At 43.7% G+C, this 26062-nt stretch carries 26 protein-coding genes; 9 read left to right on the top strand and 17 right to left on the bottom strand.

Translation table 11 applies throughout. From position 1 onward, the window contains the following. Window positions 1-116: 116 nt before the first annotated feature. Window positions 117-683 (bottom strand): thymidine kinase, encoded by a 567-nt coding sequence (locus HDC91_RS17600; RefSeq protein ID WP_370576865.1) that lies wholly within the window; start codon window positions 681-683, stop codon window positions 117-119. Window positions 684-775: 92 nt separating this feature from the next. Between HDC91_RS17600 and HDC91_RS17595 the strand changes: the two genes are divergently transcribed. Then, window positions 776-1843: a hypothetical protein gene (locus HDC91_RS17595; protein WP_183554429.1), complete on the top strand. Its 1068-nt coding sequence runs from the start codon at window positions 776-778 to the stop codon at window positions 1841-1843. Here the strand turns inward: HDC91_RS17595 and rodA are convergent. The 8 genes from rodA to HDC91_RS17555 form a co-directional block, all read right to left on the bottom strand. Next, on the bottom strand, window positions 1834-3105 hold the full coding sequence (gene rodA, locus HDC91_RS17590; RefSeq protein ID WP_183554427.1) for a rod shape-determining protein RodA: 1272 nt from the start codon (window positions 3103-3105) through the stop codon (window positions 1834-1836). The two genes, HDC91_RS17595 and rodA, sit on opposite strands and share 10 nt — an antisense overlap. Further along, the gene (gene mrdA, locus HDC91_RS17585; RefSeq protein WP_183554425.1) at window positions 3098-5215 is read right to left on the bottom strand and encodes a penicillin-binding protein 2; all 2118 of its coding nucleotides are present in this window, start codon (window positions 5213-5215) and stop codon (window positions 3098-3100) included. Before mrdA ends, rodA begins: the two co-directional genes overlap by 8 nt. Further along, a complete protein-coding gene (gene mreD / locus HDC91_RS17580; protein ID WP_183554423.1) occupies window positions 5216-5734 on the bottom strand; it encodes a rod shape-determining protein MreD in 519 nt (172 codons plus the stop codon). It abuts the gene before it with no gap. After that, on the bottom strand, window positions 5727-6560 hold the full coding sequence (gene mreC / locus HDC91_RS17575) for a rod shape-determining protein MreC (protein WP_183554421.1): 834 nt from the start codon (window positions 6558-6560) through the stop codon (window positions 5727-5729). Before mreC ends, mreD begins: the two co-directional genes overlap by 8 nt. A gap of 91 nt (window positions 6561-6651) precedes the next feature. Beyond that, window positions 6652-7674, bottom strand: coding sequence for a rod shape-determining protein (locus HDC91_RS17570; protein ID WP_067054626.1), 1023 nt, complete (start codon window positions 7672-7674; stop codon window positions 6652-6654). A 235-nt stretch (window positions 7675-7909) separates the two neighbouring features. Continuing rightward, window positions 7910-9436 (bottom strand): bifunctional phosphoribosylaminoimidazolecarboxamide formyltransferase/IMP cyclohydrolase, encoded by a 1527-nt coding sequence (gene purH / locus HDC91_RS17565; protein WP_183554419.1) that lies wholly within the window; start codon window positions 9434-9436, stop codon window positions 7910-7912. A 157-nt stretch (window positions 9437-9593) separates the two neighbouring features. Beyond that, window positions 9594-10172 carry a phosphoribosylglycinamide formyltransferase gene (gene purN, locus HDC91_RS17560; protein ID WP_162429175.1) on the bottom strand — a complete coding sequence of 193 codons (579 nt, stop codon included), beginning with the start codon at window positions 10170-10172 and terminating at the stop codon, window positions 9594-9596. 44 nt (window positions 10173-10216) lie between these two features. Further along, window positions 10217-10717, bottom strand: a complete 501-nt coding sequence (locus HDC91_RS17555) for a lipocalin family protein (protein ID WP_183554417.1) — start codon at window positions 10715-10717, stop codon at window positions 10217-10219. A 129-nt stretch (window positions 10718-10846) separates the two neighbouring features. Between HDC91_RS17555 and yiaK the strand changes: the two genes are divergently transcribed. Continuing rightward, window positions 10847-11833 carry a 3-dehydro-L-gulonate 2-dehydrogenase gene (gene yiaK / locus HDC91_RS17550; protein ID WP_183554415.1) on the top strand — a complete coding sequence of 329 codons (987 nt, stop codon included), beginning with the start codon at window positions 10847-10849 and terminating at the stop codon, window positions 11831-11833. 378 nt (window positions 11834-12211) lie between these two features. Here the strand turns inward: yiaK and HDC91_RS17545 are convergent, their stop codons facing one another. Next, window positions 12212-12934 (bottom strand): RluA family pseudouridine synthase, encoded by a 723-nt coding sequence (locus HDC91_RS17545; RefSeq protein ID WP_183554414.1) that lies wholly within the window; start codon window positions 12932-12934, stop codon window positions 12212-12214. A 135-nt stretch (window positions 12935-13069) separates the two neighbouring features. After that, window positions 13070-13885, bottom strand: a complete 816-nt coding sequence (gene panB, locus HDC91_RS17540) for a 3-methyl-2-oxobutanoate hydroxymethyltransferase (protein WP_183554412.1) — start codon at window positions 13883-13885, stop codon at window positions 13070-13072. A gap of 182 nt (window positions 13886-14067) precedes the next feature. Here panB and HDC91_RS17535 point away from each other — a divergent pair, with 182 nt between their 5' ends. From HDC91_RS17535 to lspA, 4 genes are all read left to right on the top strand, one after another. Beyond that, a complete protein-coding gene (locus HDC91_RS17535; RefSeq protein ID WP_183554410.1) occupies window positions 14068-14886 on the top strand; it encodes a hypothetical protein in 819 nt (272 codons plus the stop codon). Between the two features lies 1 nt (window position 14887). Continuing rightward, window positions 14888-15466 carry a hypothetical protein gene (locus tag HDC91_RS17530; protein ID WP_183554408.1) on the top strand — a complete coding sequence of 193 codons (579 nt, stop codon included), beginning with the start codon at window positions 14888-14890 and terminating at the stop codon, window positions 15464-15466. A 163-nt stretch (window positions 15467-15629) separates the two neighbouring features. Then, on the top strand, window positions 15630-16733 hold the full coding sequence (gene carA / locus HDC91_RS17525; RefSeq protein ID WP_162429182.1) for a glutamine-hydrolyzing carbamoyl-phosphate synthase small subunit: 1104 nt from the start codon (window positions 15630-15632) through the stop codon (window positions 16731-16733). Between the two features lie 158 nt (window positions 16734-16891). Beyond that, the gene (lspA, locus tag HDC91_RS17520; protein WP_183554406.1) at window positions 16892-17431 is read left to right on the top strand and encodes a signal peptidase II; all 540 of its coding nucleotides are present in this window, start codon (window positions 16892-16894) and stop codon (window positions 17429-17431) included. A gap of 87 nt (window positions 17432-17518) precedes the next feature. On the opposite strand, the gene HDC91_RS17515 is transcribed toward lspA, so the two are convergent. Genes HDC91_RS17515 through HDC91_RS17495 form a run of 5 tightly spaced genes read right to left on the bottom strand, consistent with a single transcriptional unit; the run spans window position 17519 to window position 21398 of the window. After that, entirely contained in the window at window positions 17519-18718 is a 1200-nt protein-coding gene (locus HDC91_RS17515) for a sensor histidine kinase KdpD (protein WP_183554405.1), read from the bottom strand. Then, the gene (locus tag HDC91_RS17510) at window positions 18719-19729 is read right to left on the bottom strand and encodes an ATP-binding protein (protein ID WP_183554403.1); all 1011 of its coding nucleotides are present in this window, start codon (window positions 19727-19729) and stop codon (window positions 18719-18721) included. Then, on the bottom strand, window positions 19722-20135 hold the full coding sequence (locus HDC91_RS17505; RefSeq protein ID WP_183554401.1) for an anti-sigma regulatory factor: 414 nt from the start codon (window positions 20133-20135) through the stop codon (window positions 19722-19724). Before HDC91_RS17505 ends, HDC91_RS17510 begins: the two co-directional genes overlap by 8 nt. After that, on the bottom strand, window positions 20116-20526 hold the full coding sequence (locus HDC91_RS17500) for an STAS domain-containing protein (protein ID WP_183554399.1): 411 nt from the start codon (window positions 20524-20526) through the stop codon (window positions 20116-20118). The genes HDC91_RS17505 and HDC91_RS17500 overlap by 20 nt, the downstream gene beginning before the upstream one ends. A gap of 11 nt (window positions 20527-20537) precedes the next feature. Further along, entirely contained in the window at window positions 20538-21398 is an 861-nt protein-coding gene (locus tag HDC91_RS17495; protein ID WP_183554397.1) for an STAS domain-containing protein, read from the bottom strand. A 336-nt stretch (window positions 21399-21734) separates the two neighbouring features. Here HDC91_RS17495 and HDC91_RS17490 point away from each other — a divergent pair, with 336 nt between their 5' ends. Beyond that, entirely contained in the window at window positions 21735-23078 is a 1344-nt protein-coding gene (locus HDC91_RS17490) for a DEAD/DEAH box helicase (protein WP_183554395.1), read from the top strand. Between the two features lie 191 nt (window positions 23079-23269). Next, window positions 23270-23566, top strand: a complete 297-nt coding sequence (locus HDC91_RS17485; RefSeq protein ID WP_183554393.1) for a septum formation initiator family protein — start codon at window positions 23270-23272, stop codon at window positions 23564-23566. 146 nt (window positions 23567-23712) lie between these two features. On the opposite strand, the gene HDC91_RS17480 is transcribed toward HDC91_RS17485, so the two are convergent. Beyond that, complete coding sequence (locus tag HDC91_RS17480; protein WP_255476782.1) at window positions 23713-25410, bottom strand: DUF885 domain-containing protein; 1698 nt, start codon at window positions 25408-25410, stop codon at window positions 23713-23715. Between the two features lie 170 nt (window positions 25411-25580). Here HDC91_RS17480 and HDC91_RS17475 point away from each other — a divergent pair, with 170 nt between their 5' ends. After that, window positions 25581-26054 carry a DinB family protein gene (locus tag HDC91_RS17475; protein WP_183554391.1) on the top strand — a complete coding sequence of 158 codons (474 nt, stop codon included), beginning with the start codon at window positions 25581-25583 and terminating at the stop codon, window positions 26052-26054. Window positions 26055-26062 lie beyond the last annotated feature (8 nt).

The raw sequence follows: 26062 nt of genomic DNA, 5'->3' as shown, positions 1-26062 counted from the left end.
GCAAAGGTAAAATAAAAGCAACATGCGCAATATGTATTCGCCACGCCAATTTGGATATTAAGGGGTTATCCGTGGCGGCATAAAGCAGGCAGATGTTATAAGGGAAAGTTAATCAGTTATATTTCACCGTCTAAATTAAAGCAAGTGCGGCAACGGGCTTCGTAAGTTTCTTTTTCGCCCAACAATATCCGGCGCTCATTTGGCACCAGGCGATACGAGTACATGGCCTGCTGACCGCATTTTACACACACCGCGTGCAGCTTTGTAACCGAATCGGCAATAGCCATTATACGGGGCATGCTTCCAAAAGGGCGGCCCTTAAAATCCATATCAAGGCCGGCAACAATAACCCTTACGCCACTATTGGCAAGGGCCAGGCAAACCTGGGGTAATTCATCGTCGAAAAACTGGGCTTCATCGATCCCTACAACCTGGATGTGCTCGGCAAGCGGCAAAATTTCGGCTGCCTTACCAACCGCCTTTGATGGAATAGAAGTAAGATTATGCGATACCAGGGCACTCTTATCGTAACGTGTATCGGCTAAAGGACTAAAAATTTCTACATTAACTTTTGCTATGCGCGCACGGTTAACGCGCCTTATCAACTCCTCGGTTTTACCCGAAAACATTGATCCACAGACAACTTCAATACTCCCCCCAATCTCGTCCCGCCTTTTAAAAATCTCCTGATTGTACAACGTCTCAATTCTTTTGTGAGGGGCTAATATCAGAATTTTATGCTATTTTTGAGAAGCAATTTTCTAACATTAAAGCCATGAAGCAGCAGGAAGTATTTAGAAAGACCGGCGCAATAATTAAAGAACTTAACGAGCAATATGAGTATCTGCAAAACACTGCAGACAACCTTAACGACCTTGAACTGGAACTGTTTGTTGCCAACACCCACTTTTTAAAAGATCATGCCGAAATATTAAGAAAACTTAACCTTCAAAAGGAGCAGTTACAGCATACGCTGCCCCCGCACATTGAAGAAAAAAAGCAACCCGAAACGATACGGGTACAACCGGAACCGCAAAAGCCTGTGGTTGAGGAAATAAAGAAAGCCATTACCTATGAGCCTAAATATTTCGAGCCTCTGGTACAACAGGTAAAACCAATCATAACGGATCGCGCATGGTCTAAACCAGACCCCGAAAAAACCGCGCAGCCCGAACCTGTTAAATTGGACATTACTCCGGTTAATGAAGAAACACCTGCACCGGAAATAGATTTGCATACCGGCAGTGATACGGACAGTTATTCGTTTGAGCGCGAAGAGCCGGAAACCATACGGCACGAACTGATTTTAGATGAGGCCGAAGACTGGGACGAAGAAGAAGAGGTTGTACCGGTGGTTACTGCCGACAAAACCAGAAAATTTCCGGAGGTGACCATGGAGAACATTTTAGACGGCGAAATTACTGCCGCTGACGATGAAACCGCAGAACCGAATATTGTGCCTACCAACCCCGAGCCGGTTATTGACAATACACCAAAAGTTAAGGCCGAGGAACCAGCTGAAGCACAAAAGGTGCTTACCTTAAACCAAAAAATGTCGGCGCAATTAAGGGGAGATCAAATAAGCAGTGCCGAGCCCGCCGAAGCGCCCGTAAAAGATATCAAAACAATTATAAGCCTAAACGATAAGCTGCTGTTTGTAAAAGACCTGTTTAATGGTTACAGCCTTGCTTACAGCGAAGCGATTGAAATAGTGAACCGCTTCTCGAGCTTTGAAGAAGCCGACCGTTTCCTGAAAACCAATTACGTAACCAAAAATAACTGGGAGGGTAAAAAGGCAACCGCCGATAAGTTTTATGCTTTGTTGAAAAGGCGCTACGCGTAGATCATGCCCATCCGGTTCGAATCGAGTTTTAGCAGGATAAACAGTAATATGGTAAAACTCCATAACGATGAGCCGCCATAGCTGATGAAAGGCAACGGGATGCCTATAACCGGCATATACCCTATGGCCATAGCAATATTGATAACCACATGGCAAAATATGATAGATGCCACACCATAGCCATAAATACGCGAAAATGGGGCGCGCTGCCGCTCGGCTATCATTATTATCCGCAGTAGTAAAAAAAGGTATAAGCCTAACACCACAACCGAACCTGCAAAGCCCCACTCCTCGCCTACGGTACAAAATATAAAGTCGGTGCTTTGTGCGGGTACAAAGGAGTATTTGGTTTGAGTGCCCTGCAAGTACCCTTTGCCCCATATACGGCCCGAACCAATAGCTATTTTTGATTGGTTTTGGTTATAACCTACGCCGCGCAGATCTTTAGAGAGCCCGAGTACTTCATCTATACGCACACGCTGGTGTGGTTTTAAACCATGGTAATAAAGTGGTTTAACACAAAAAACAAAACCAATAGATAATATAGCCGCAATGATAAGGCCTGTTGCAAACTTGCGGTTACGGCTAAACATCAGCAGCAGCAACACAGCTGCCGCAATTATTGCTATAATAATAAACCACACGTTTATTAGCAAAGCCGATACAAATAGCGTCGCCAGCAAGCCCATTACGATCAGGAAATAGACTGACAAACCTTCGCGGTAAAGTACAAATATCAATGAACAGAATACCAGGGTCGACCCGTCGTCCGGCTGCAGCTTTATCAGCATCATGGGCAGCAAAATAATACCGCCCGCTATCAGAAAAGATTTGGGGTCGGTAACCTTTACATTCGTGGCGCTCAGGTATCGAGCCAGCAACAAACAGGTTGCAAATTTGGCAAACTCCGACGGTTGCAGTCTAAACCCGCCGCCCATATCTATCCACGCCTGGTTACCACCTACATTGTGCCCGGCAATCAGTACAATAAACAGCAAAATAACGGTCACTATGTAAAACGCCGGTGCCAGCGCAGACAAAAAACGGCTCTCGAGCAAAAGTATGACCGTACCGATAACCAACGCCGAAACAATATAAATAAACTGCTTGCCATATTCGGTGCTCATATCTATCAAACTGCTATGGCTTTCGTCATATACGGCGGCGCGGATATTGAACCAGCCAATAACGCATAGCGCCAGATAGATAAACACTGTTACCCAATCTACATTAAAAAAGAAACTTCGCTGCTGGTTATTCATCGTCCTTTCGTTTTGGCAGTACCACGGTAAAATCGGATGTCGTGGTGAGCCTATCAAACCATAGTTGAGAAAGCCCTTCGGCACCCGTTTCGACAAGTTCAGGCTGATTTTCTGTACTTACCCGCAATTCACTGCTGCTGCTTTTTTTTGCGACATTATTTCGTGCCGTTTTAAGGCTGGCTTGCTTAAGTGAATCGGCTTTGTGCTTTTTAATCGAATCAGCCTTTACTTTTTTTGCCGAATCGGCCCTCAGTTTGGCTTTATCGGCCGGTTTCAATACAATTTCGGGCAGCAGGTTCTTATCTATATAATATTCTGGGCTGATGCCCGACGGGCGCTTGGATATGCTGCCCCGCAAATACTGCTCAACAATAAAGCTGGCTATTGGTGCCGCCCACGTAGCGCCCTGACCGGAATTTTCGACCACAACAGCAATGGCTATTTTGGGCTTATCGCGCGGCGCGAAAGCAACAAATACCGAGTTGTCTTTATGGTTCCTGACCTCGGCGGTACCGGTTTTGCCGCACATGATGATACCCGGTATTTTTGACCCTTTGGCCGTACCGTAGTCAACCACACTTTGCATACCGTTTATAACCGGTTCAAAATACTGCGAATCGACCCCTACATAGTTGCGTACCTTATACTCGTGTTTTATCACTTTTTTATCTCCAATAGCCTTTACCAAATGCGGCTTGTAATAATAACCGTGGTTAGCTATGGTAGCCTCGATATTAGCAAGCTGCAATGGTGTAGCCAATAATTCGCCCTGCCCAATACCCAATGATATTACAGTGCTTGAACGCCAGCCGCCTTCACCGTACATTTTATCGTAGTATGCAGCTTTTGGCAAATTGCCCCGGTTTTCGTTAGGCATGTCAAGGCCCAACTTAGCGCCCAGCCCAAACTTGGCAACATTATTACGCCAGTAATTAAATGAGGTATCTGTATAACGGGGGCCGCGCCGGTTCACCAGCTTCTCAAAAACCATATCAAAATAACCGTTGCATGAATGGGCAACTGCACTGGCCAGGTCTACATTACCATGCACCTCGCCCTGAAAACATTTGATGCGGCGGTTACCTGCCTGGTAGTACCCGGGGCAATGGTAGATAGTTTGCGGTGTAATCACCCCTTCCTGCATCGCAATAAGAGCGCTTAGTGGCTTAAATGACGAGCCGGGCGGATAATATGCCTGAACCGGCCTGGTGAAAAACGGTTTATAGGGGTCCTTGTATAATTTAGCTGCGTTATTACCGCGTTCGCGGCCCACCAGCAAGTTGGGGTCGTAGGTCGGGCTGCTCACATAGCAAAGTATCTCGCCTGTAGATGGCTCTATAGCCACAATACTCCCTACCTTATTTTGCATTAGTTTTTCGCCCAGTTTCTGGATCTTCATATCCAGCGACGATATCAGTCGTTCGCCGGCTACAGCAGCTGTATCGTAAGCACCGTTAGCGTAACTACCTTTTGGCACGTTGTGCGAATCATATATCAAATTACGTACACCACGCTGTCCGCGTAAAATGGTTTCGTATGATTTTTCGACCCCGGTGATACCCACATAATCGCCCGGGCTGTAATATCCGCCCGAACGTTTAATAATAGCGTCGGTAACTTCGCCGATATAACCTAAAAACTGCGCCGCAGCCGAATCGGGATAGCTGCGCACTGAGCGTTGAACGGGGTAAAATCCCTGAAATTCTGACAGCCTTTCCTGGAAGGCAGCGTAAGATTGCAGCGTAAGTTGTTTTTCAAATACAGATGCCCTGATGGGCGAATAAACCTTAGCCTTTGCAAAGCGCTTATCAAAGCCTTCTTTGTCAATACCCAAAAGTTTGCAAAATTCAACGGTATCAAATGGCTTTACCTGTTTTGGAACCACCATAATATCGTATATCGGTTCGTTCTGAACCATTATTTTGCCGGTACGGTCAAGGATAGGGCCGCGCGCCGGATACTGAACATACCGGCGTACCACATTATTTTGAGCGTACAGAAAATAACGATCGTCGATCACCTGTATGTAAAATAGCCTGCCCAGCAGTATCAGCAAAAGGGTTATAAATATCCCCGCTATTACATATCTACGCTCAAAAAAACTATTCATTTATTTACGCTCTTTCTTTCTGAAAAACAACAAGCCCGAAACCAGCATCAAAAATACTGTAAATATTGAACTCAATAAAAACCGGCTTAGTGTATAAGTAATTTCAGATAACCTGAAAACTTCCAGATTAAAGAGGAAGAAATGATGAAACAGCGTAAGCACAAGTGCATACGTAAAAAACCATGTGAAACCCATAATGCTCAGGGTGGGCTCGGGCTCGTTATCAAAGCCATCTTTTTGTACGGTTATGCTAATAAAAAGTATGCGTACAAAGGCAAGCAGCGTACAGGCAGCAGCATGTAGGCCGGGGGTATCATAAAAGGCATCAATGGTTAAACCCAATATAAAGGCCAGCGCAAAAAGTACCAGGTTGGGTGTTTCAAAAGGCAGCAACAGTATAAAAAGAATGTACAGGTATGGCACCGCTAAATTATACAGCGAAATATTTTTAAGTAAAAAAACCTGCAGCAAGACAAGTATTACAAATCGCGACAGGTTTATCAAAATTATCCTACTCATCCTTTTTTTCCCGGGCCTCCAATCCCGCCTGCTCTTTGGCAAACTTATTAATTATCACGTAAACGTATTCCAGTTTGCTAAAGTCGGTTGCAAAGGTTATTTCCATATTCAGGAAAAAACCGCCGCCCTTGGCCTTTAATTTACTTACTTTGCCCAAGGTTATACCGGCCGGAAAAAGTGATAGTTCTGATGTAACCACATTTTCGCCAATCTTAGGCTGCGCATTGTTAGATACATCTACAAGTAAGCCCTTCTGGGGGTTCATACCCTCGCCCCATTCAACATACCCTATTTCTTTATTGGTAGCGAGCATGGCGCTAAAACGCGACTCTTTATGAAGCAAAGACTGCACTATAGACAGGTGTTCGCCCACAAACATCACTTTACCAACAACACCAAGGCTGGAAATTACCCCCATACCTTTTTCAATGCCATCGCGGCTGCCGCGGCTAATGGTTATGTAGTTATTACGCTTATTTATCGAATTATTGATAACCCGGGCTTCGATATATTCGTATTGCTGTTTGTAAATGGTATCATTTACCATTTTATGTGCAACCGTATCTGCATACTTTGATGACCGTAACTGGTTACGTAACTGGGCGTTCTCTTTTGCCAGTTTATCATTCACCTCCTTTAAAGACAGGTACCCCTTTAGTTCATCGGCTTTGGCATATAAATTACCGGTTACCTGGTTGGTGCTGTTAATAAAAGATGCTTTTTGAAACGAATTGTATTTGATATAGATGATGAGCGAAACTATCTCGAAAATGAGAAACAAAAAGAATGCGTTGTACTTGGTGATAAATATCAGGAGGTTACGCATTGCTTGTTAGATATGAGATGTGAGATATCAGATTTGAGATCAAAGAAAATAGCATTTCTCATATCTCACATCTCATATCTAACATCTAAAATTATTGCATTAAAAACTTAAAGTTACCTATATTTTTAAGGGCTGTACCGGTGCCGCGCACAACCGCCCTAAGCGGGTCTTCGGCAACGTGCACAGGTAATTTGGTTTTAGCGGCCACACGTTTATCAAGTCCGCGCAGCAATGCACCACCGCCGGTAAGGTAAATACCCGTTTGGTAAATATCGGCAGAAAGCTCGGGCGGCGTAATTTCCAATGCTTTCAATATCGCTTCCTCAATTTTCGAGATGGATTTATCAAGGCAATGCGCAATTTCGGTGTAAGATACCGTGATCTGTTTCGGTACTCCCGTCATCAGGTCGCGTCCCTGTACGGCAAAATCTGCAGGCGGTTCAGATAGTTCGGGTAATGCGGCGCCCACTTCAATTTTTATTTTCTCGGCAGTACGGTCGCCTATCATAATGTTGTGCTGGCGGCGGATGTACTGAACTATATCAGAGTCGAAGTTATCGCCCGCCACACGGATAGACTGATCGCATACGATACCCGAGAGCGCTATAACGGCGATCTCGGTTGTACCCCCGCCAATATCAATGATCATGTTACCCATAGGTTCCTCAACATCAATACCAATACCTACCGCAGCGGCCATTGGTTCGTATATCAGGTACACCTCTTTGGCGCCTGCAATTTCGGCGCTGTCGCGCACGGCGCGTTTCTCAACCTCGGTAATACCTGATGGGATACAGATAACCATACGCAGCGATGGGAAGAACCAGCCCTTTCCCTGGTTTATCATCTTGATCATACCGCGTATCATCAACTCGGCAGCGTTAAAGTCGGCAATTACACCATCTTTAAGCGGGCGAACGGTACGGATATTATCATGGGTTTTGCCCTCCATTTGCATAGCCTGGCGGCCAATGGCAATTACTTTGTTTGTTGTACGGTCAAACGCCACTATCGAGGGCTCATCAACAACAACTTTATCATTATGTATGATAAGGGTATTGGCCGTACCCAGATCAATAGCTATCTCTTGCGTAAAAAAATTAAATAAACCCATTTGGCGTTATTCTGATTAGCTGGAATTTGAATATTAAGACTTGTATTGCGCCAAATAACACGGGCGCTATATTCGTGTAAATTAGTAATTAATAACTCTAATTTTTAAAAATTCGTATTTGTTATTAGAGATTAGTTAATCAGATATTGGAGATTAGTTAGTCATAAAAAGTAATAACTTCTTTGATACAACCTCACTGGCCCTAATCTCTAATTACCAAATCTCTGATCTTTAATTAGTGTTTAAAATGCCTTACTCTGGTGGTAACCATCGCAATGCCCTTTTGGTTACACATATTGATGGAATCCTGATCTTTTATTGACCCGCCCGGCTGCAAAACCGCTGTAATGCCTGCATCTGCTGCTATCTCCACACAATCCGGGAAAGGGAAAAAAGCATCTGATGCCATTACCGCTCCCCTAAGGTCGAAACCAAAGCTCTCGGCCTTAATAATAGCCTGTTTTAAGGAATCGACCCTGGATGTCTGGCCAACGCCGCTTGCCATTAACTGGTTGTTTTTGGCAAAAACAATGGTGTTTGATTTGGTGTGTTTAACTACTTTGTTAGCAAAGTAAAGGTCACGCAATTCGTGCTCTGTTGCCTTTTTTTCGGTAACCGGGGTCATTTGTGCCGGGCCTTCAACAACCAGGTCTTTATCCTGCTCAATCACGCCGTTAAGCAAGGTTTTAAACTGCTTAACAGGTAACTCAACCCGGTTGCGTATTAATACAATGCGGTTCTTTTTAGCCGAAAGAATATCTATAGCCTCGTCTGTAAAAGCCGGCGCTATTAGCACTTCGTAAAATATCTTATCAATTTCGGCAGCGGTAGCGGCGTCTATTTCGTCGTTGGCAATAATAACACCACCAAAAGCCGAAACCGGGTCGCAGGCCAGTGCATCTATCCAAGCCTCTTTTATAAATGTGCGGGTTGCAACGCCACAGGCATTGGTATGTTTTAAAATAGCTACGGTGGGGTCGGTAAATTCGTCAATTAAAGCGACGGCCGCATCCACATCAACCAGGTTGTTGTAAGATAGTTCTTTGCCGTTAAGCTTGGTAAACATCGCATCAAGGTTACCATAGAAGATACCCTTTTGATGCGGATTTTCGCCATATCGTAAAACCTGGCTGGTTTGGATGCTCTGTTTAAAAACAGGCATCGGCTCGCTATGGTCAAAGTACTGAAAAATGTGCGTATCGTAGTTTGAAGAGATGTTGAATGCTTTTTGAGCGAAACGGCGGCGCTGATCAATAGTGGTTGCACCTTGCTGCCTTTTTAATATTTCTTCAAGTTCGGTATAGTCATTCTTAGAAGCAACAATTACAACATCTTTATAATTTTTTGCTGCCGCCCGGATAAGCGAGATTCCGCCAATATCTATCTTCTCAATAACATCCTCCTGGCTCGCGCCCGAGTTTACGGTTTCTTCAAAGGGATAAAGGTCAACAATCACCAGGTCAATTTCCGGTATTTCGTACTGTACAAGTTGCTGCTCATCACTATCAAAACTTCTGCGGGCAAGTATGCCGCCAAACACCTTTGGGTGCAGGGTTTTCACCCGGCCGCCCAGGATAGACGGATACGAGGTAAGATCTTCAACAGCAATAACATCAACACCAAGATCGCGGATAAAGGTTTCGGTACCACCGGTAGAATATATCTTTACACCAAGGCGGTTCAACTCATGAATTATAGGTTCAAGGTTGTCTTTGTAATAAACAGAAATCAGCGCGTTTTTTATTTGTACAGAATGACTCATTACAACAGGGAAATTTTGAGCCGCAAAGGTAAGGAATTTAGTTAATTAGTGGTTAGTTAATTGGCGATTAGTTGTGGATTTTTGGCGCCTGGTTATTAAGGGGTATGTAAATTCCGCAGGCCAACAAACAGCCACTAATTAAACCAATCACAAGTAACTAACTCCGCATCTTCTTCAATAAACTCTCAATCACCTTCGGAAAATGCTGGTGTTCCAGCTGCTGGCCTTTAAATTTTACCATTTCAAGGTTATCGCCGGGCTCTATCTTAAAGCGCGACTGGTGGATGATCTCGCCCTCGTCAAATTGGGTATTCACAAAATGTATGGTAATACCCGATTCTTCTTCACCGGCTTCAAGTACAGCTTTATGAACGTTATCGCCGTACATACCTTTACCGCCAAACTTCGGCAGCAGTGCAGGGTGCAGGTTGATGATTTTATTAGGAAACGCATTTAATAAAGCAGGTGGTACCAGCCACAGAAAACCGGCAAGCACAATAATATCTACCTGCAGGTTTTTAAGCAGGCTTATCACTTCGTCAGTTTCGTAAAACTCGTGGCGCGTAAATATGTGCGATGGTATCTCAAAATTATCCGCCCGCTGCAAAACGTAGGCCTGAGGGTTATTGGTAAGTATCAATACAACTTCAGCATCGGCATTTCGCTTAAAATGCTCCATTATTTTCTGAGCATTCGATCCTGAACCCGAAGCAAAAATGGCAATTCTCTTTTTCAAAACGATCGGTAGATTTTATTTTGCAAAATATAAAATTTTATCAATTATTTGGCAATCGTTGGCTTAATCCTAATAAATCCGTAGCGTCGTATGGTCCTTTTGTCGTTGGCCGTGTAATATGTTTGCAGGTCACCCGTTTCAAGCACCATCGAAAATTCGCCCAGATTTGTAATACGCGAGTTAATAAACGGCTGTTTGGTGCCGGCCGAAGTGATATCGGGATAGGTAATATCTGCAAACAGGTAAAGCTTGGTATCTGATAACGACCATGTGCCGCTCATAGTAGTTGGGTTGCAGTCAAAATTGGTGTAACTGCACGTTTTATCGTCATTGAATTTAAAGATCTGAACAGAATCACATTCCAGTGTATCAACCGAAGTCTGCGAATCGCCAAGGTATTTATATTCCATTACAGAACCCAACCGCCAGGTTCCGTAGGTGAGCAGGCCCGGTATGCTGCTTTGCTTTTCTTTTTTACATCCATTGATAAAAAAGCTGATAACAACAACCCCCGCCAGTAAAAAATATACGTTTTTATTTGTCATTAAGCTGCAAATATAGTTTAGTTACGCAATTGGAAAGGTGCTTTAATATAACTATTTATGCCATAAAATATTTCGATACGCGGTAACTATAGTTCATAAACCGTTGCCGAAGCTTTATATATTTGCTTCATGCGTATACCCTACCCTCAACTTAAAGCCGAATTTAAACGGGTGCTCACCAGTCTGGATATCAACGATGCCGTAGCCGATGCGTGCGCGGCCGTTTTTGCTGATAATAGCCGCGACGGCGTTTACAGCCATGGCTTAAACCGTTTTGCGGTTTTTGTTGAATACATAAGGGAAAAACTGGTTATACCCCATGCTTTACCTGCATTGGTAAGCTCATTTGGCGCCGTTGAGCAATGGGATGGCAATATGGGCCCCGGCATGTTAAATGCTCAATTCTGTATGGGCAGGGCAATTGATATTGCAAAAAATAATGGCATTGGCTGTGTTGCTATAAAAAACACCAATCACTGGATGCGTGGCGGCACATACGGTTTGCAGGCCGCCGAAGCGGGTTATATAGGCATATGCTTTACCAATACTATTGCCAACCTGCCCCCATGGGGCGGTACCGAGCCGCGCCTGGGTAACAACCCTCTTGTAATAGCCGTGCCCCGGCAGGGTGGCCATGTAGTGTTGGATATGGCGATGACACAATATTCGTTTGGGAAGCTTTGGCAATACGAGGCGCAGGGTAAAGAACTACCCGTGCCGGGTGGTTATAACAAAGAGGGTGAACTTACAACCGATGCCGCTGCCCTAACGGAAAGTAAACGACCATTGCCTATCGGATTCTGGAAAGGGTCGGGGTTGTCGTTAGTGCTTGATCTGATGGCTACAGTGCTGAGTGGTGGCGATTCCACGCCGGTAATAACGCAAAGCGGCCGTAAAGAAACCGGGGTTTCGCAGGTGTTTATTGCCATTAAAACAGATAATGAACGGAACGCCGCATTGATAGAAGAGATCATCAGCTACACCAAAAGCAACAGTGAGGGTAATGAGATCCTTTTCCCCGGCGAAAACATGCTAAGGACAAGGGAACAGAGTTTAAAGGATGGTGTATGGATTGATGAGGAGATTTGGGAGAAAGTGAAGGCTTTGGAGAAATAGATGTGCAGATATGGAAATATGCAGATGTGCGGATGATACTAATGCTAATTGACAGTTAAATAGATGGACGGATGTGTATTAATGCCAATTGGCACCTAAACGTACTGCCCTAACGTCAGTTCCAAATGCGGCATAGCGTAACGCACGGGTGGCACTACAACTGCTAAAGAACTGCCTTACACAGGGCGGAACCAAGCCGCGACTTTTCTTTGGTTACTTTCTTTTGAGAAAAAAGAAAGTAACATCCACTAACGATGACTCATCCATTGCTATTCCTAACGAAGAACTAATTGTCAACCTTTATATCGGGAGATTGCTTCGTACCCTACAGCAATGACGCGCGTGGAGGAACATATGCGCATTCTCACATCTGCACATCTATTCTATCAGGCCCTCAAACTTTTCCCAAAAACCATCTTTGGGCAGCGGTGCCACTATAAGTACCGGCTCGTTTTTAACAGGGTGTATAAATTGCAGGCGGCGGGCGTGCAGGCAAATACTTTTGCGCAGGCTGCCGCGTGGGTAACCATACTTATTATCGCCGACTATTGGGCAGCCCAGGGTTGATAGCTGCACCCGTATCTGATGGGGGCGCCCGGTTATAGGGTCTACCTCTATTACATAATAATCCTCGCGCTCACCTACAAGTTTATAGTTTAGTTCAGATCGCTGGCTACCCGGCACTTCTTTATCGTGCGCCTTAGTGACATTCTTTTGCGGGTTTTTAAGCAGGTAATGTACAAGGGTACCCGCCTCGGGATGCGGGCGCTTACGCACAATAGCATAATAGGTTTTATGCATTTCGCGCCCTTTAAACATTTTGTTAATGCGCTCTAAAGCCTTGCTGGTTTTGGCAAACAGGATAACCCCGCTAACGGGCCTGTCTAACCGGTGAACAACGCCCAGGAATGCACCATTAGGTTTATTATACTTTTTGGCGATATATTTCTTTACCTTCTCGTCCAGCGATTCATCACCGGTATCGTCTACCTGCACTATATCGCCCGCACGCTTGTTCACCGCTATCAGGTGGTTATCCTCATACAGTATATCCGCATCGGTAACATCCTTGCTTATGTAATTAAATTCTGGTCGCGCCATATTTTTAAGTCGGAAGTCCGCAGTCCGGAAGTCCGAAAGTGTTTATCTTATTACCCCCTCTACTTCAAACAGGGCTGGGGAGGGGCTTCATCTGCACATATGCACATTTGCATATCCGCACATCTGCACATCTACTTAATACTCTTCCTTTTCGTTCGGGAAGCTTTTTGCTTTTACATCACCAACATAATTGGTAATAGCATCGTTCATCACGTCAAAAAGGTTGGCATACTGGCGTAAAAAGCGGGGTTTAAAGCCTTTGTTTATGCCCAGCATATCGTGTATCACCAAAACCTGCCCGTCGCAATGCTGGCCGGCGCCGATACCTATAGTTGGTATACTTACTGATTTGCTAACCTCGGCAGCAAGCTTTGCAGGTATCTTTTCTAATACAATGGCAAAGCAGCCCAACTCCTGCAGCTTTAGTGCATCATCCTTAAGTTTTGCGGCTTCTGCCTCTTCTTTAGCCCTTACAGTATATGTGCCAAATTTATATATCGATTGTGGCGTTAAACCCAGGTGCCCCATTACCGGGATTCCGGCTGCAAGTATCCGGGTAACCGATTCTGCAATTTCTACTCCCCCTTCTAATTTTACACCATGCGCACCCGCTTCTTTCATAATGCGGATAGCCGAGGCCAAAGCTTCTTTAGAATTACCCTGGTACGACCCAAACGGCAGATCGACAATTACAAGCGCCCGCTTAGCCGCCCGCACTACCGAGGCCGCGTGATAGATCATCTGGTCTAAAGTTATGGGCAGCGTGGTTTCGTGGCCGGCCATTACGTTGCTGGCCGAATCACCCACCAGGATAATATCCGTACCGGCATTATCTACAATGGCGGCCATCGAAAAATCGTACGCTGTAAGCATGGCTATCTTTTCGCCACGGTTTTTCATCTCCTGCAAAATATGCGTGGTAATGCGTTTAACTTCCTTGTTTACCGACATGGGATGGTTTTTAGTTTGTTTAGCAAAGGTATTTCTTATTTCGGATTTTAGATATGCTTTATTGACAATCATTGGAAGCTTTGACTAGTTTAATATTTGGTATTTCAACAACTTTTTAACATATATTTAATAAATTAGCACTTATTAAATAATAATATTACTTTTATTAATAACCTAAATTTATGGCAAAGTCACAAGATTCAACCAAACAAGAAGAAGGATCAGGTTCTAAAGAACTTTCAAAAAAAGTTCGAGGCGCTTTCCCAAGGCTGCCTTTAAAAAAAGTTGTAGAACTGATTGATGCCATATATGACGAGGGACAAGGGGATCCGGTAAGGCGACGAGAGATTTTAGAAAAAATGGGTAGGTCTCCTGATAGTAGTGCGAGTGTAGTTTTAATACAAGCAGCAAATAAAGGATACTCCTTAATCAATGGAAATAAAAATTCTTCTCATTTAAGTTTGACTGAGACTGGCAATGCAATTATCAATGACCCGAAAAGCTCAAAAGTCGTTTATGAAATTTTATTTAGTAATGGATATTTTAGTGCGGTTGTAGAGAAATACAAAGACAAGCCATTGCCTAGCGATACTGTTGTCACAGATTTTTTAATACGAGATCATAAGCTTGATGCCCAAGACGCTAGCGCTTCTTGGGCAGTTATAAAAGAAAACATGTCAGATTACGGTCTCCTTAAGGAATCTGGAAACAAGAGTGTTGTAATTGATAGAGATTATGCTGCATCAATAATGGATTCCAATGTTAATAGCGATGACAACGTTGTAAAAGAAAATGCAATAGCTAAGGAAAAAACAGAAGAACCAGAGCCTAAAAAGTCAGAAGTCGATGACAATTCTAAATCTAATCCTACTCGTGTAATAAAAAATGTCCCTCAAATCACTTTTAATATACAAGTTGTATTACCGGAAAATGCTTCTCCGGAGGTTTATGAATCAATTTTTGCAAGCATGTCAAATCATCTTTTAGGTAGAGAAGAGTAGCATGCTTTTAAATGATTTCAAAAAAATAATAGAACTGAGTATAAGTCGAGTTGCAAACTTTAATCATGATGTATCGAATATTACATCTCATAAAAAGCCTGCTGTTGTTAATGCCGCAAATGAGCAAAATTACCAGAAGGATTCTCTATATATTGCTTTATCAAAATTATCAGAATCGTTATCGACAAGCTATTTGCAAGTTAAAGTTGATTTAGACGATGATAGCAGGATCTCTTGGGCTGGTACCGCGCATGAAATTCGAGAAATTGTTTCTCATATCCTTAGATTGCTAGCGCCCGATGAAACAGTAACTAACCAACCTTGGTACAAAGAAGAAGGTAATGCAAATGGGCCCACTCAAAAACAGAGGGTAAAACTAATATTGCAAAATCAATCAGCTGGGTCGAAGCAAAAAGAAGTCATTGAATTAGTAGTAAACATGGAAAATCTAATAGGTAGTTTAGTTCGAGCTACTTATTCAAGGGCTAGCGACGCTGCACACCGTTTAAAGGGAAGAAAAGAAGCAAAGCGCCTAATCAAGTATTTTGAAGCTTTTGCCAATGATTTATTAGATATATGATTTGCACTTGGTGAAATTTCGAGATTGAGCATCCGAAATCCGAAATAAATCCTTATTTTTGCGCCGTGAATAAAGAGGTATCTTACTTCAGCCTTCCGGTTTGTTTTCACGGAGCTTCGAGCCAGAAAATCCGAATTAATAACCCTTTCAATTTTTTTGCTAAATGAATCATTTCACCAAATTACCTGCTGTTTTATTATTAGCCGACGGAACCGTTTTTTACGGAAAAGCTGCCGGGAAAATTGGTACTACCACAGGCGAAATTTGCTTTAACACCGGTATGACCGGCTACCAGGAAATTTTTACTGACCCATCCTACTTCGGGCAGATTATGGTGGCCACTAACGCTCACATCGGCAACTACGGTATCAATACCGACGAGGTTGAATCCGGACAGATACAAATTGCGGGTTTGGTATGCAAAAATTATAACATCGCTTACAGCCGCAAGCAGGCAAACGAGTCGATACAGGATTATTTTCAGGAGCAGAACATTGTAGGTATATCTGACGTGGATACCCGCCAACTCGTTCGCCACATACGCGACAAAGGTGCCATGAACGCTATTATTTCATCAGAAATATTAGACCTTGACGTACTGAAAGCCAGGTTGGCCGAAGCGCCTGATATGGATGGCCTGGAGCTTTCATCGCAGGTATCAACCAAAGAAACTTACACTTTTGGTAACGAGAACGCCGCCTACCGTGTAGCTGTGCTTGACCTGGGTGTTAAAAAGAATATCCTGCGCAACTTTGATGACCGCGACGTTTATGCCAAGGTGTACCCGGCAAAAACCACTTTTGAAGAAATGGAAAAAGATTTCGCACCATCGGGTTATTTCATTTCTAACGGCCCCGGCGATCCGGCTGCTATGCCTTATGCCATAGAAACTGTTAAAAAGATATTAGAGACCGATAAGCCGATGTTTGGCATTTGCCTTGGTCACCAGCTGCTTGCCCTGGCTAATGATATACCAACTAAAAAAATGTTTAACGGCCACCGCGGTTTAAACCACCCGGTGAAGAATGTTATTATTGATCATTGCGAAGTTACATCGCAAAACCATGGTTTTGGTGTGGTACAGGAAGCAGTAAGGGCATCTGATAAGGTAGAAATAACCCACGTAAACCTTAACGACCAGTCGATTGAAGGTATCCGTGTAAAAAATAAAAATGCTTTTTCGGTACAATATCACCCGGAATCGTCGCCCGGCCCGCATGATAGCCGTTACCTTTTCGATGATTTCATCGGTATGATGAAGAAATAAATATGCACATATGCAGATTACATAGAGCCTTTCGAGTTTAGCTTGAAAGGCTCTATTATTTACCACGACGTGCCACATACTCATTAAGAAACGAACGTTTAAAACTGATTTTCGATCACATCGTGATTTTCAAATTCTCTTTTCCTACATTCGCTGCAATGAAATTTACAGGTACCCCACGCATCATATTTTTTTTGGTTATACTGGTGCTAAACATCATTGCCGACCAGGCTACCAAATCCATGATGCGCGCGCATATCGGCTATTACGATCAATATTTCTTTTTTAACAACCACGTTACCTTACTACGGGTTGAAAACACCGGTGCTTTTTTAAGTCTTGGGGCAAAGTTGGTACAACCTTTCAGGTTTATTTTAATTACCCTGTTACCTGCAATTGCCCTGTTAGGCGCTTTATTTTACAGTATTACCAAAAAAGGCCTCGGCAATTTAATGGTAACCGGCATTGTGTTTTGCATTGGCGGCGGCATGGGTAATCTTTACGACAGGATAGTGCGTGGCTCGGTAACCGATTTTGTGCACCTAAAATTCGGCCCGTTGCAAACAGGAATTTTTAACGCTGCCGATGTTTCTATCATGATTGGTTTTGGGCTGATACTGCTGAACGCTTTTTTGAGGCGGAACGATGATCAAAAGGCAGAAAACACAGTAATTGAAGATCACTCCGTCGAGCTGTAAGGCCCTTTTTTGCATGTATACCTGTGTTCGCAGGCAAGAGCCGGCCGCTGCTGCTATGAGGATGCATAGATATTAACGCCACTCAGGCTACGCTCCGTTAACTACCGGCAGGCTGAAATGGAATTTGGTCCACTGGCTTTCCTCGCTTTCCACCCATATTTTGCCGCCGTGGTCGTTGATGATTTTGGATGAAATGTATAGGCCCATACCCAACCCCGGGTGGGTAGATATCACATCCTGGGCACGGTAAAACTTGTCAAATATCAATTGCATAGTTTTTAGCGACATCCCTTTTCCGTAGTCTTTTATTGAAACTATAACATGCCCATCGGCATCAATGGCAGTACCCACTTCAATCTTTGTGTTTACTTGGGAATATTTGGCGGCATTACCCAACAGGTTAGAGAACACTTGCTCCATTCTTAAAATATCAGCCGCTACGTGCACATCATTACCTAAAACGCTCTCTAAAGTGTGATTAGGTAAAATTTGCTGCATTACCGCCAGTTGGTCTATAACAAACCCGTTCAGGCTGATGTTGGTCATGTTGTATTGCAAACTGCCATTCTCAATTTTCGACAGATCGAGCAGTTGCTGCACAAGCGAATTAAGTTTTGAGGCCTGCACATCTATTTTGGTCAAAACACCTTTCAAGTGTTCCGAAAGGGGCTCCTTGGTGGCTTTGGCTATTTGCGTATAGGCCTTTAATACCGTCATGGGCGTTTTCAGCTCATGGCTGGCTATAGATATAAACTCTGTTTTCTTTTCGTCTATAAGTTTCGACCGCCTGATCTCTTCATCTTTTTCTTCAGCTATCTTTGACAAGCTAAAATTTCGGCGTTTGATCTCTTCGTAGGCGCTAATGGGTGCCTGGCTCTTAAAAAACTCGCGCAGCTTGCTTATTTTTACCGGGTCGATCTTTAAAGAGCGTGGCAGCCCTATCTTCATTTGTATAGCGGTAACGCCGCTGTTTACTGTCACTTCAAATTCGGGCACCAATTTTTGGGCGTAAAAAAAGCCTTCGTGAGCATCGTTAAAAGCAACATCGCTCTCAAAGGTCACCATTGCTACCAAAGCATAGCGGGTTTTATTTTGATCGAGCCCTATAGCCAGCGCGCCGTTATCAGTATACTCAATAACAGTTCTTGATATTTCAGATACAGCGGTGGCAAAAGTAGTTTGCGTTGCAATGGTTAGCCCCAATTTATCTGCAACCTGCATAGATTTTTTGTGCGCCAAAACAAGGTCCATATCGTTCTCTAACGACATACTAACTACTTCTTTCATTTATTTTACTTTTGCTATAACAACCGACATATCATCAGTTCGCCGGGCGTGGTCTTTATAAATAGCTGATGCTAAAATAGTAGGATCGTATTTGTATATCATTGGATACCGGGCCATATCGATACGTGTTTTTATACCATCCGAACATAGCATTAAATGATTGTATTCATCCGCGGCGTATTGCTGGTCGTTCATAGTATTAGGGATATTATGTCCTACAATACCGTTATACGACATTTGATTTTTTAAGTTAGTGTTGTTAAAAAATCGTGCAGCGATGTTACCAACCCCTGCCGAGGTCCATATTTTACGTTCAAGATCGTACCCCACAACACTAATAACAGCGCCCCTGGTTTTTTTGATATTGGTATGAATAAAGCGAATAGTTTCTGTTGGGCTAAAATCCGGGAATACTCTAAAGGCGTTAGCTGCTTCATTAACCGCAATATTGGCCTCGGGGCCATGGCCAAGGCCATCGGCCAGCATCAGCTTAAAATACTTTTCTGTTTTTTTAAACGCAAAGCCATCGCCGCTGGTTTTTTCGCCCGGTTTATAAACCACTATAGGCCGTATAATTACAGAAGGTTTAATACCTATTGGAGGTTGCCGGTTATATACACGGCTTAACACTATGGTGCCCCAGCCCGGCTGAGAGTAAAGCTCAAATGTATCTGATAACCTTTTCATACTGCCCAGCCCGTGGCCCAGCGTGTTGGTGGTTGACATGCCATCCTGCATCATCCGTGCGGGGTTTACCATCCCCGGACCGTTATCAATACTTATAAGCTCCACATACGGCTCGCCTCCGTTGGCAAACACGCCAACAAGCAGTTCGCCATCGTTGCTGTATTTAAATAAATTGGAGGTCATTTCGGCCACTATCAAGTCAAGCTCATTAGTACGGGCAACCCCAATGCCTCCCTCGGTGGCCATGCGGTGTATCTCCTTTTTTATCAGCGAGAAATAACTGCGGTCGTCCGCCGTGAAACTGATATGCGTTGCATCAACCATTAGCCCATTTTAATATCGTTACCACTGTACCCTCGCCCACTTTACTCTTAATATCAAACTCGTTTACAAGGCGTTTGGTACCGGGTAAGCCCAAACCCAGGCTTCGGCCGGTAGAAAAGCCATCGCGCATGGCGGCAGCTATATCAGGTATACCGGGGCCATTATCTGTAAAGGTTAAGCGCATGCCGTTATTGCGCCCGCTTGATACCACTTCAATAAGGCACGAACCGCCATCGGCATAGCGCATCATATTTCTTACAAGTTCGCTACATGCCGTTAGTAAACGCGTTTGGTTAACCAGCCCCATCTTAATTTTTACCGCGGTTTCCTTTACACGGTTTTTTAAGAAAACCACGTCCTGTTCTTTAGATACCTTAATGGTATCTTTACTCAGCGATAAGGTCATCGGTGGTTTGATCTTCGTCTGCGTCGTCCTCCGGATCTCCTATCATGGATTTTAACAGTTTCATGCCTCTTTCCATATCCAGCGCAGTATGTACGCCTTTAAGGGGCAAACCCAACTCAATTAATGTAATTGCAACCGCCGGCTGCATGCCAACCACCACAGTTTGGGCATCCAGTATTTTAGACATACTGGCGATGTTGCCAATTATCCGGCCCATAAATGAATCGACTATCGAAACAGCGGAAATATCAATTAAAACCCCTTTTGCGCTTGTTTTGTTAACCATTTGTACCAGGTCGGCCTCCAGGTTCAGGGCAAGCCTGTCGTAAAGATCAACCTGTATGGTAACCAGCAAAAAGGCTCCCATCCTTAGAATAGGAATTTTATCCATTACTTAATCTATTATATTTTTGATACTGTATTAAGCCTTTTAACCTCTAATCTCATAGCTTTAAAAGAATAGGCCAGTGCGCTGGCTAAAGTAGCCTTGGTGATAATATTAGAAAGATCGATACCCAAATGCACCACCGTTTGCGCAATTTCGGGGCGTATCCCGCTAATTATACACTCGGCACCCATCAGGCGTGTGGCGCTTACGGTTTTTATAAGATGCTGCGCTACCAGTGAATCTACAGCGGGAACACCTGATATATCCAAAATGGCTATACTGGAACCCGACTCTACAATTTCCTGTAAAAGGTTCTCCATTACTATCTGTGTGCGCGCGCTATCAAGCGTGCCGATAATAGGCAGGGCCAGTATACCATCCCATACCCTGATAACCGGTGTAGATATCTCGGTTATTTCATCAGTTTGGCGCAGTATTACTTCTTCGCGTCCTTTAATAAATGTTTCAAAGGTAACCACGCTCAGGCTATCCATTAGGCGGTTTATCTTCTGGCTTTCTGCAAAAAGCGCTCTCGGGTCGTCTATCTCGTTCTGTAACACTTCCAGGATAGCCTCTTTCAGCAAGAAAACAAAATTACCTGTTTCGCGCGGACTAAAACCCTGACGGGCACGTGTTATGGCTATACCACCTAATATTTCAATTACGGGATTCCACTCGTCAGATTCGAGGTTGGTAAGGTTACTTCCGGACAGGTTACCTACCAGCGCGTCAATTAACTCTTCCGATTGATTTCTCAATTCATCGTTGCTGATCAGGTCTTCACGCAAACCCTCGTCGGTCAACTGGTTTTTCATCCAAAGTTCAAGGATGTTCTTTTTTTTATTTTGTAGCAATTGATAAGTATTTTGTGACATGGTTGAAGGATACAGATTGATAAGTAAAATTCAAACTTGACAAGTTAAATTAAGTGTGAAAGGTAGATAATAGGTATTGCATTACAAAATTTATTTACCGGGGGATAATTAAGTATTTAATTAGTAAGCAATTTCATATCCTAAGACGATGCAACCTTTACTCACTAACCCATTGTCATACCCTGTCACCATTACATCACATTATAGCCATTACTACTACTTAGCTACAAAAAGCGTATCTTTGCATAATTACCCGTTGATTTACGGTTTTGATTTATTAGACACTCTTCAGATCCGCTTAATGCTTCGCGTTAGCACATACATTACAATCATTACATGTCATTTGAAAATTTAAATTTAATTGAGCCTATTTTAAGGGCTTTAAAAACAGAAGGCTATACTACGCCTACTCCAATTCAAGAACAAGCTATACCCTATATATTACAGCACCGCGACCTTTTGGGCTGCGCGCAAACCGGTACCGGCAAAACAGCTGCTTTTGCTATACCCATACTGCAATTATTGTTTTTGGATAAACAAAAACACAAAGAGCAAAAACAAATAAAGGCATTAATTTTAACCCCAACCCGCGAACTGGCTATCCAGATAAGCGAAAGTTTTACCGCTTACGGTAAAAATACAGGACTTAAAAACCTGGTTATTTTTGGCGGTGTATCGCAAAACCCACAGGTTGATGCTCTGCGCCGTGGTGTGGATATTTTGATAGCTACCCCGGGCCGTTTGTTAGACCTGATGAACCAGCGCTACGTACATATCGACCAGATAAAAATGCTGGTGCTTGACGAGGCCGACCGTATGCTGGATATGGGCTTTGTAAACGATGTTAAAAAAGTGATAGCCAAAGTGCCGGCCAACAGGCAAACACTATTCTTTAGCGCAACCATGCCTAACGAAATTCAAAGCCTGGCCGATAGCATATTGCAAAAGCCTGCAAAGGTTGAAGTTGCACCTGTATCATCAACCGCTGATACGATACAGCAATCGTTGTTTTTTGTTAGCAAGGGCGATAAACGCTTATTACTTAACCACATCTTAAAAGATAAAGATATTAAAACCGCGCTGGTGTTTACCCGCACCAAGCATGGTGCAGATAAGGTGGTAAAAGATCTTGTACGGGCAGGCATCACTGCCGAGGCCATACACGGCAACAAATCGCAAAACGCGCGTCAGCGTGCGTTAACAAATTTTAAAAACCGTACCACACGTGTGCTTATAGCTACCGATATTGCCGCCCGCGGTATAGATATAGATGAGCTGACGCATGTTATTAATTACGAGATACCTAACATCCCCGAAACATACGTACACCGCATTGGCCGTACCGGCCGCGCGGGTGCAAGCGGCATTGCCTTTACCTTTTGTGATGGCGAGGAAGAAATAGATTACCTTAAGGATATTCATAAGCTGATAGCCAAAGAAATACCAGTTGAGCAGGGACATCCCTACCCGCTAAGCTTTCAGGCCATGACAGAAAAGATGATGAGCAAAGCCAAAAACGGTACGCCTAAAAGCGCATCACCTGCCGGCGGCAGGCATGGTGGCGGCAACAAGCGCCCGGGTGCAGGCGGCAGGCCGGCAGGGCACCGTGGTAGCGCGGGCAGTAGCCGTGGCAGTGCAAGCGGTATGAGCGGCGCAAGCAGGTCATCGGGCAGGCGATAATTCTTTATGGTTTTAGATATCGAGGATAGTACTTAGAGGAATTTCTAATTACTATCCTCTTTTTTATAGGCTGAATTTCAGCAACTAACCGCAAATCTCTAACCTCTAATCCCTATTTTCCGATCTCTAAATTATATTTGCACCCTTCAAAGAAATTAAATAGCTTTATAGTGAAAATCCAACCGATACAAATGAGACGCCTTTTAGACCTTATAAAGAATAAATTCTTCCTGGTTACACTGGCCTTTGTGGTATGGATGACCTTTTTTGATAAAAACGACCTCTTCTCTCAGTACGATTATCATCAGCAACTGAACAAACTAAAGCAAGAACAAGCTTTTTATCAAACAGAAACCGCCAAGGTTAACAAGGACCTGGAGGAGCTTACCTCAGATAAGGTTAAACTCGAGAAATTTGCCCGCGAAAAGTACCTCATGAAAAAAGATAACGAAGACGTTTTTGTTATCGTTCACGAGCAAAAAAAATAATCCAGTCTTAAAAATTCCCGAAAAAATCAGACTTTTTTCCGCAAAAATCCGGGAATTATCTGCCCCTTTTTAGTGTTTGCAACAACGTGTAAAGTGCTCACCCCCATTTGTTACAATAGAAACTTACCGCCGCATTTTTTTACGGTCTAATTTCCGCTTTTGGGGTCGGGTTTTGGTATGGCAAACATGGCCTCTTTGATAAATTTGACCGGGGCGCTGCCGTAACTCAAAAATTTCTCGTTAAACAATTTCACCTTGTACTTATCAGCTTGTTTTTTCTTCCACTCGTCGTGCAGGGCGTTTATTTCCTTGTAGCCGGTGTAATAGCTGGTTAGCTGTACGCTGGTTACGCTTACACGTTTCCATTTGTTTTCGGCTTCGGTTTGCTGCTGAAACGCTTCTTTGGTAAGTAATTTAAGGGCTTGTTCTTTGGTCATGTTTGATGTGTGCACGCTGTAATCCAATATGGTGTTACAAACCGACCGCAGGTGCCATTTATACCACATCAGCCGCATTTCGGGCGCGTTATCGCCAAAGCCTGCATCCAACATCATTTGTTCGCTGAACACGGCCCATCCTTCTACCATGGCACCGTTACCCAATATCGATTTTATTAAACTTGGCGATTGATTTGCATACACCAACTGCGTGTAATGACCCGGTATAGCTTCGTGTATACACAATATCTGCAAGGTGTAGTTGTTGTACTCGCGCAGATAACTTTCAGCCTTTTCTGCCGACCAGCCCGCAAGGCTGCCCACGTTGTAATACGTATTGCCATTTTTATCATATGGCCCGGGCGAACTGATAGAGGCGCCTGCAACCCCAGCCATGTAACCCGGTTCTTTGCGCACAACTAATGGTTTTGAAGGGTCGAGCGTTAGCAGGTCTTTACTACGGATAAAGGCGGTAAGCCTGGGGATCTCTTTTTCAATAGCCGACTGGAAATCGCCCGGGGCAACGTGTTTAGACGATAACGTATCTATAACTTTGGCAATAAACTCAAGCGAATCTTTAGGGATGGGCTGTGTACCAAAGTATTTCGGCCAAAGCTTCCTGCTCAGCTTGGCCATTTCGCGGTGCAGGTATTTTTTGCGCTCAACTGCCGAGTTATAGGTTTGCTGGGCTGTTCCCTCGGCTTGGATATCGTATTTAAACTTAGCTTCGTAAAGTTGTTTACCTAACCTGAAACTGCGGGGCTTATCACTTTTCATGGCCTTTAAATAGGCTACATAACCCTTAATGACTTCTGCGGATGCTTTGGCACGGTCCGTCATTAATTTTTGTTCGGCCGCGGGGATATTTGTTTTTTTAACGGAATCGGCAAAATCGTTTTCGATGATGCCCAAACCGCCCAGGTGCTGGTCAATGGCAAGTTCGGTTAATTCCGTAACCGGGTTTTTAAGCTGCTTTTCGGCTTCTTTGTAGTAAGCCGGTATGTTCTCCATTTTTTGGTAAAAGCTGCGCAGGCGCTTGGTAAGGGGTGCGTAGTTTTCGTTAAGTATAGTAGCAAATGTGCCAATTACATTATATGATGATGGGTCCCACTCGTACGATTTTAGCTGCTCGGTGTACCATTGCAGGCTTTCCATCTGGTTTTGCATCAGGCGGTGGTCTATCTTATTCGCATCATTCAAACTGTTTACTTCATAGCGGCTTAACGAGTCTATCTGCACTTTAGCAAATTTTATTGCCTGTTCGCGGGTTTTTTGGCTGGGTATCAGCAAAACGCTGTCGTACTTATGGTAGCCTACGCTGGTTGCCCAATCAGGGTTGTTCTTCCATAATTCTTCTAAAAAATGATCTTCGTATCTTAAAAAAGCGGCGTCATCTTTTAATGACATATCTTGTGTAATTTCCCCATCCTTTTTACAGGCTGTAAATGCAGCCACATACAGGGCCATTAAGAGTATTTTTTTAATCACTACGGTACAGTTTAGCTTTGGTAAACTTAAACTTTTGAGGCATATAAATCAAACCCGTATCTATTTTGTTAACCTGTAAAACTGGTATTATGAATGATGAGCATGAGACTTTGATAAAAGAGCTAATAAAACTATTGGAAGGCGGCGGCGCACATGCAACATTAAAAGATGCGCTAAGCGGCTTACCGCCAGAACTGCGCGGCGTAAAACCTGCTAACCTGCCCTACAGCATCTGGCAGCTGGCCGAGCATATTCGCATTGCGCAATGGGATATGCTGCAGTTTAGTAAAAATGCTAACCATCAATCGCCAAAATGGCCAGACGACTACTGGCCAAAGGCAAGCACGCCTGCAGATAACACGGCATGGAATAAAACCATTGAGCAGATCAATACCGATAGGGAGGAATTTATTGCCCTGCTTAAAAGCGGTGATATTTTTCAGAACATACCCCATGGAGATGGCCAAAGCATTTTGCGCGAAGCATTACAGATTGCCGACCATAACGCTTATCACACCGCCGAAATTGTTTTGCTGAGAAGATTGTTGGGCGCGTGGAAATAATGCGGATG

This window comes from Mucilaginibacter sp. AK015 (assembly GCF_014200785.1).
In the GTDB taxonomy this organism is placed as follows: Bacteria; Bacteroidota; Bacteroidia; order Sphingobacteriales; family Sphingobacteriaceae; genus Mucilaginibacter.
Note: the sequence above shows the minus strand (reverse complement) of the source record. Positions and strands in the feature narration are given on the sequence as shown.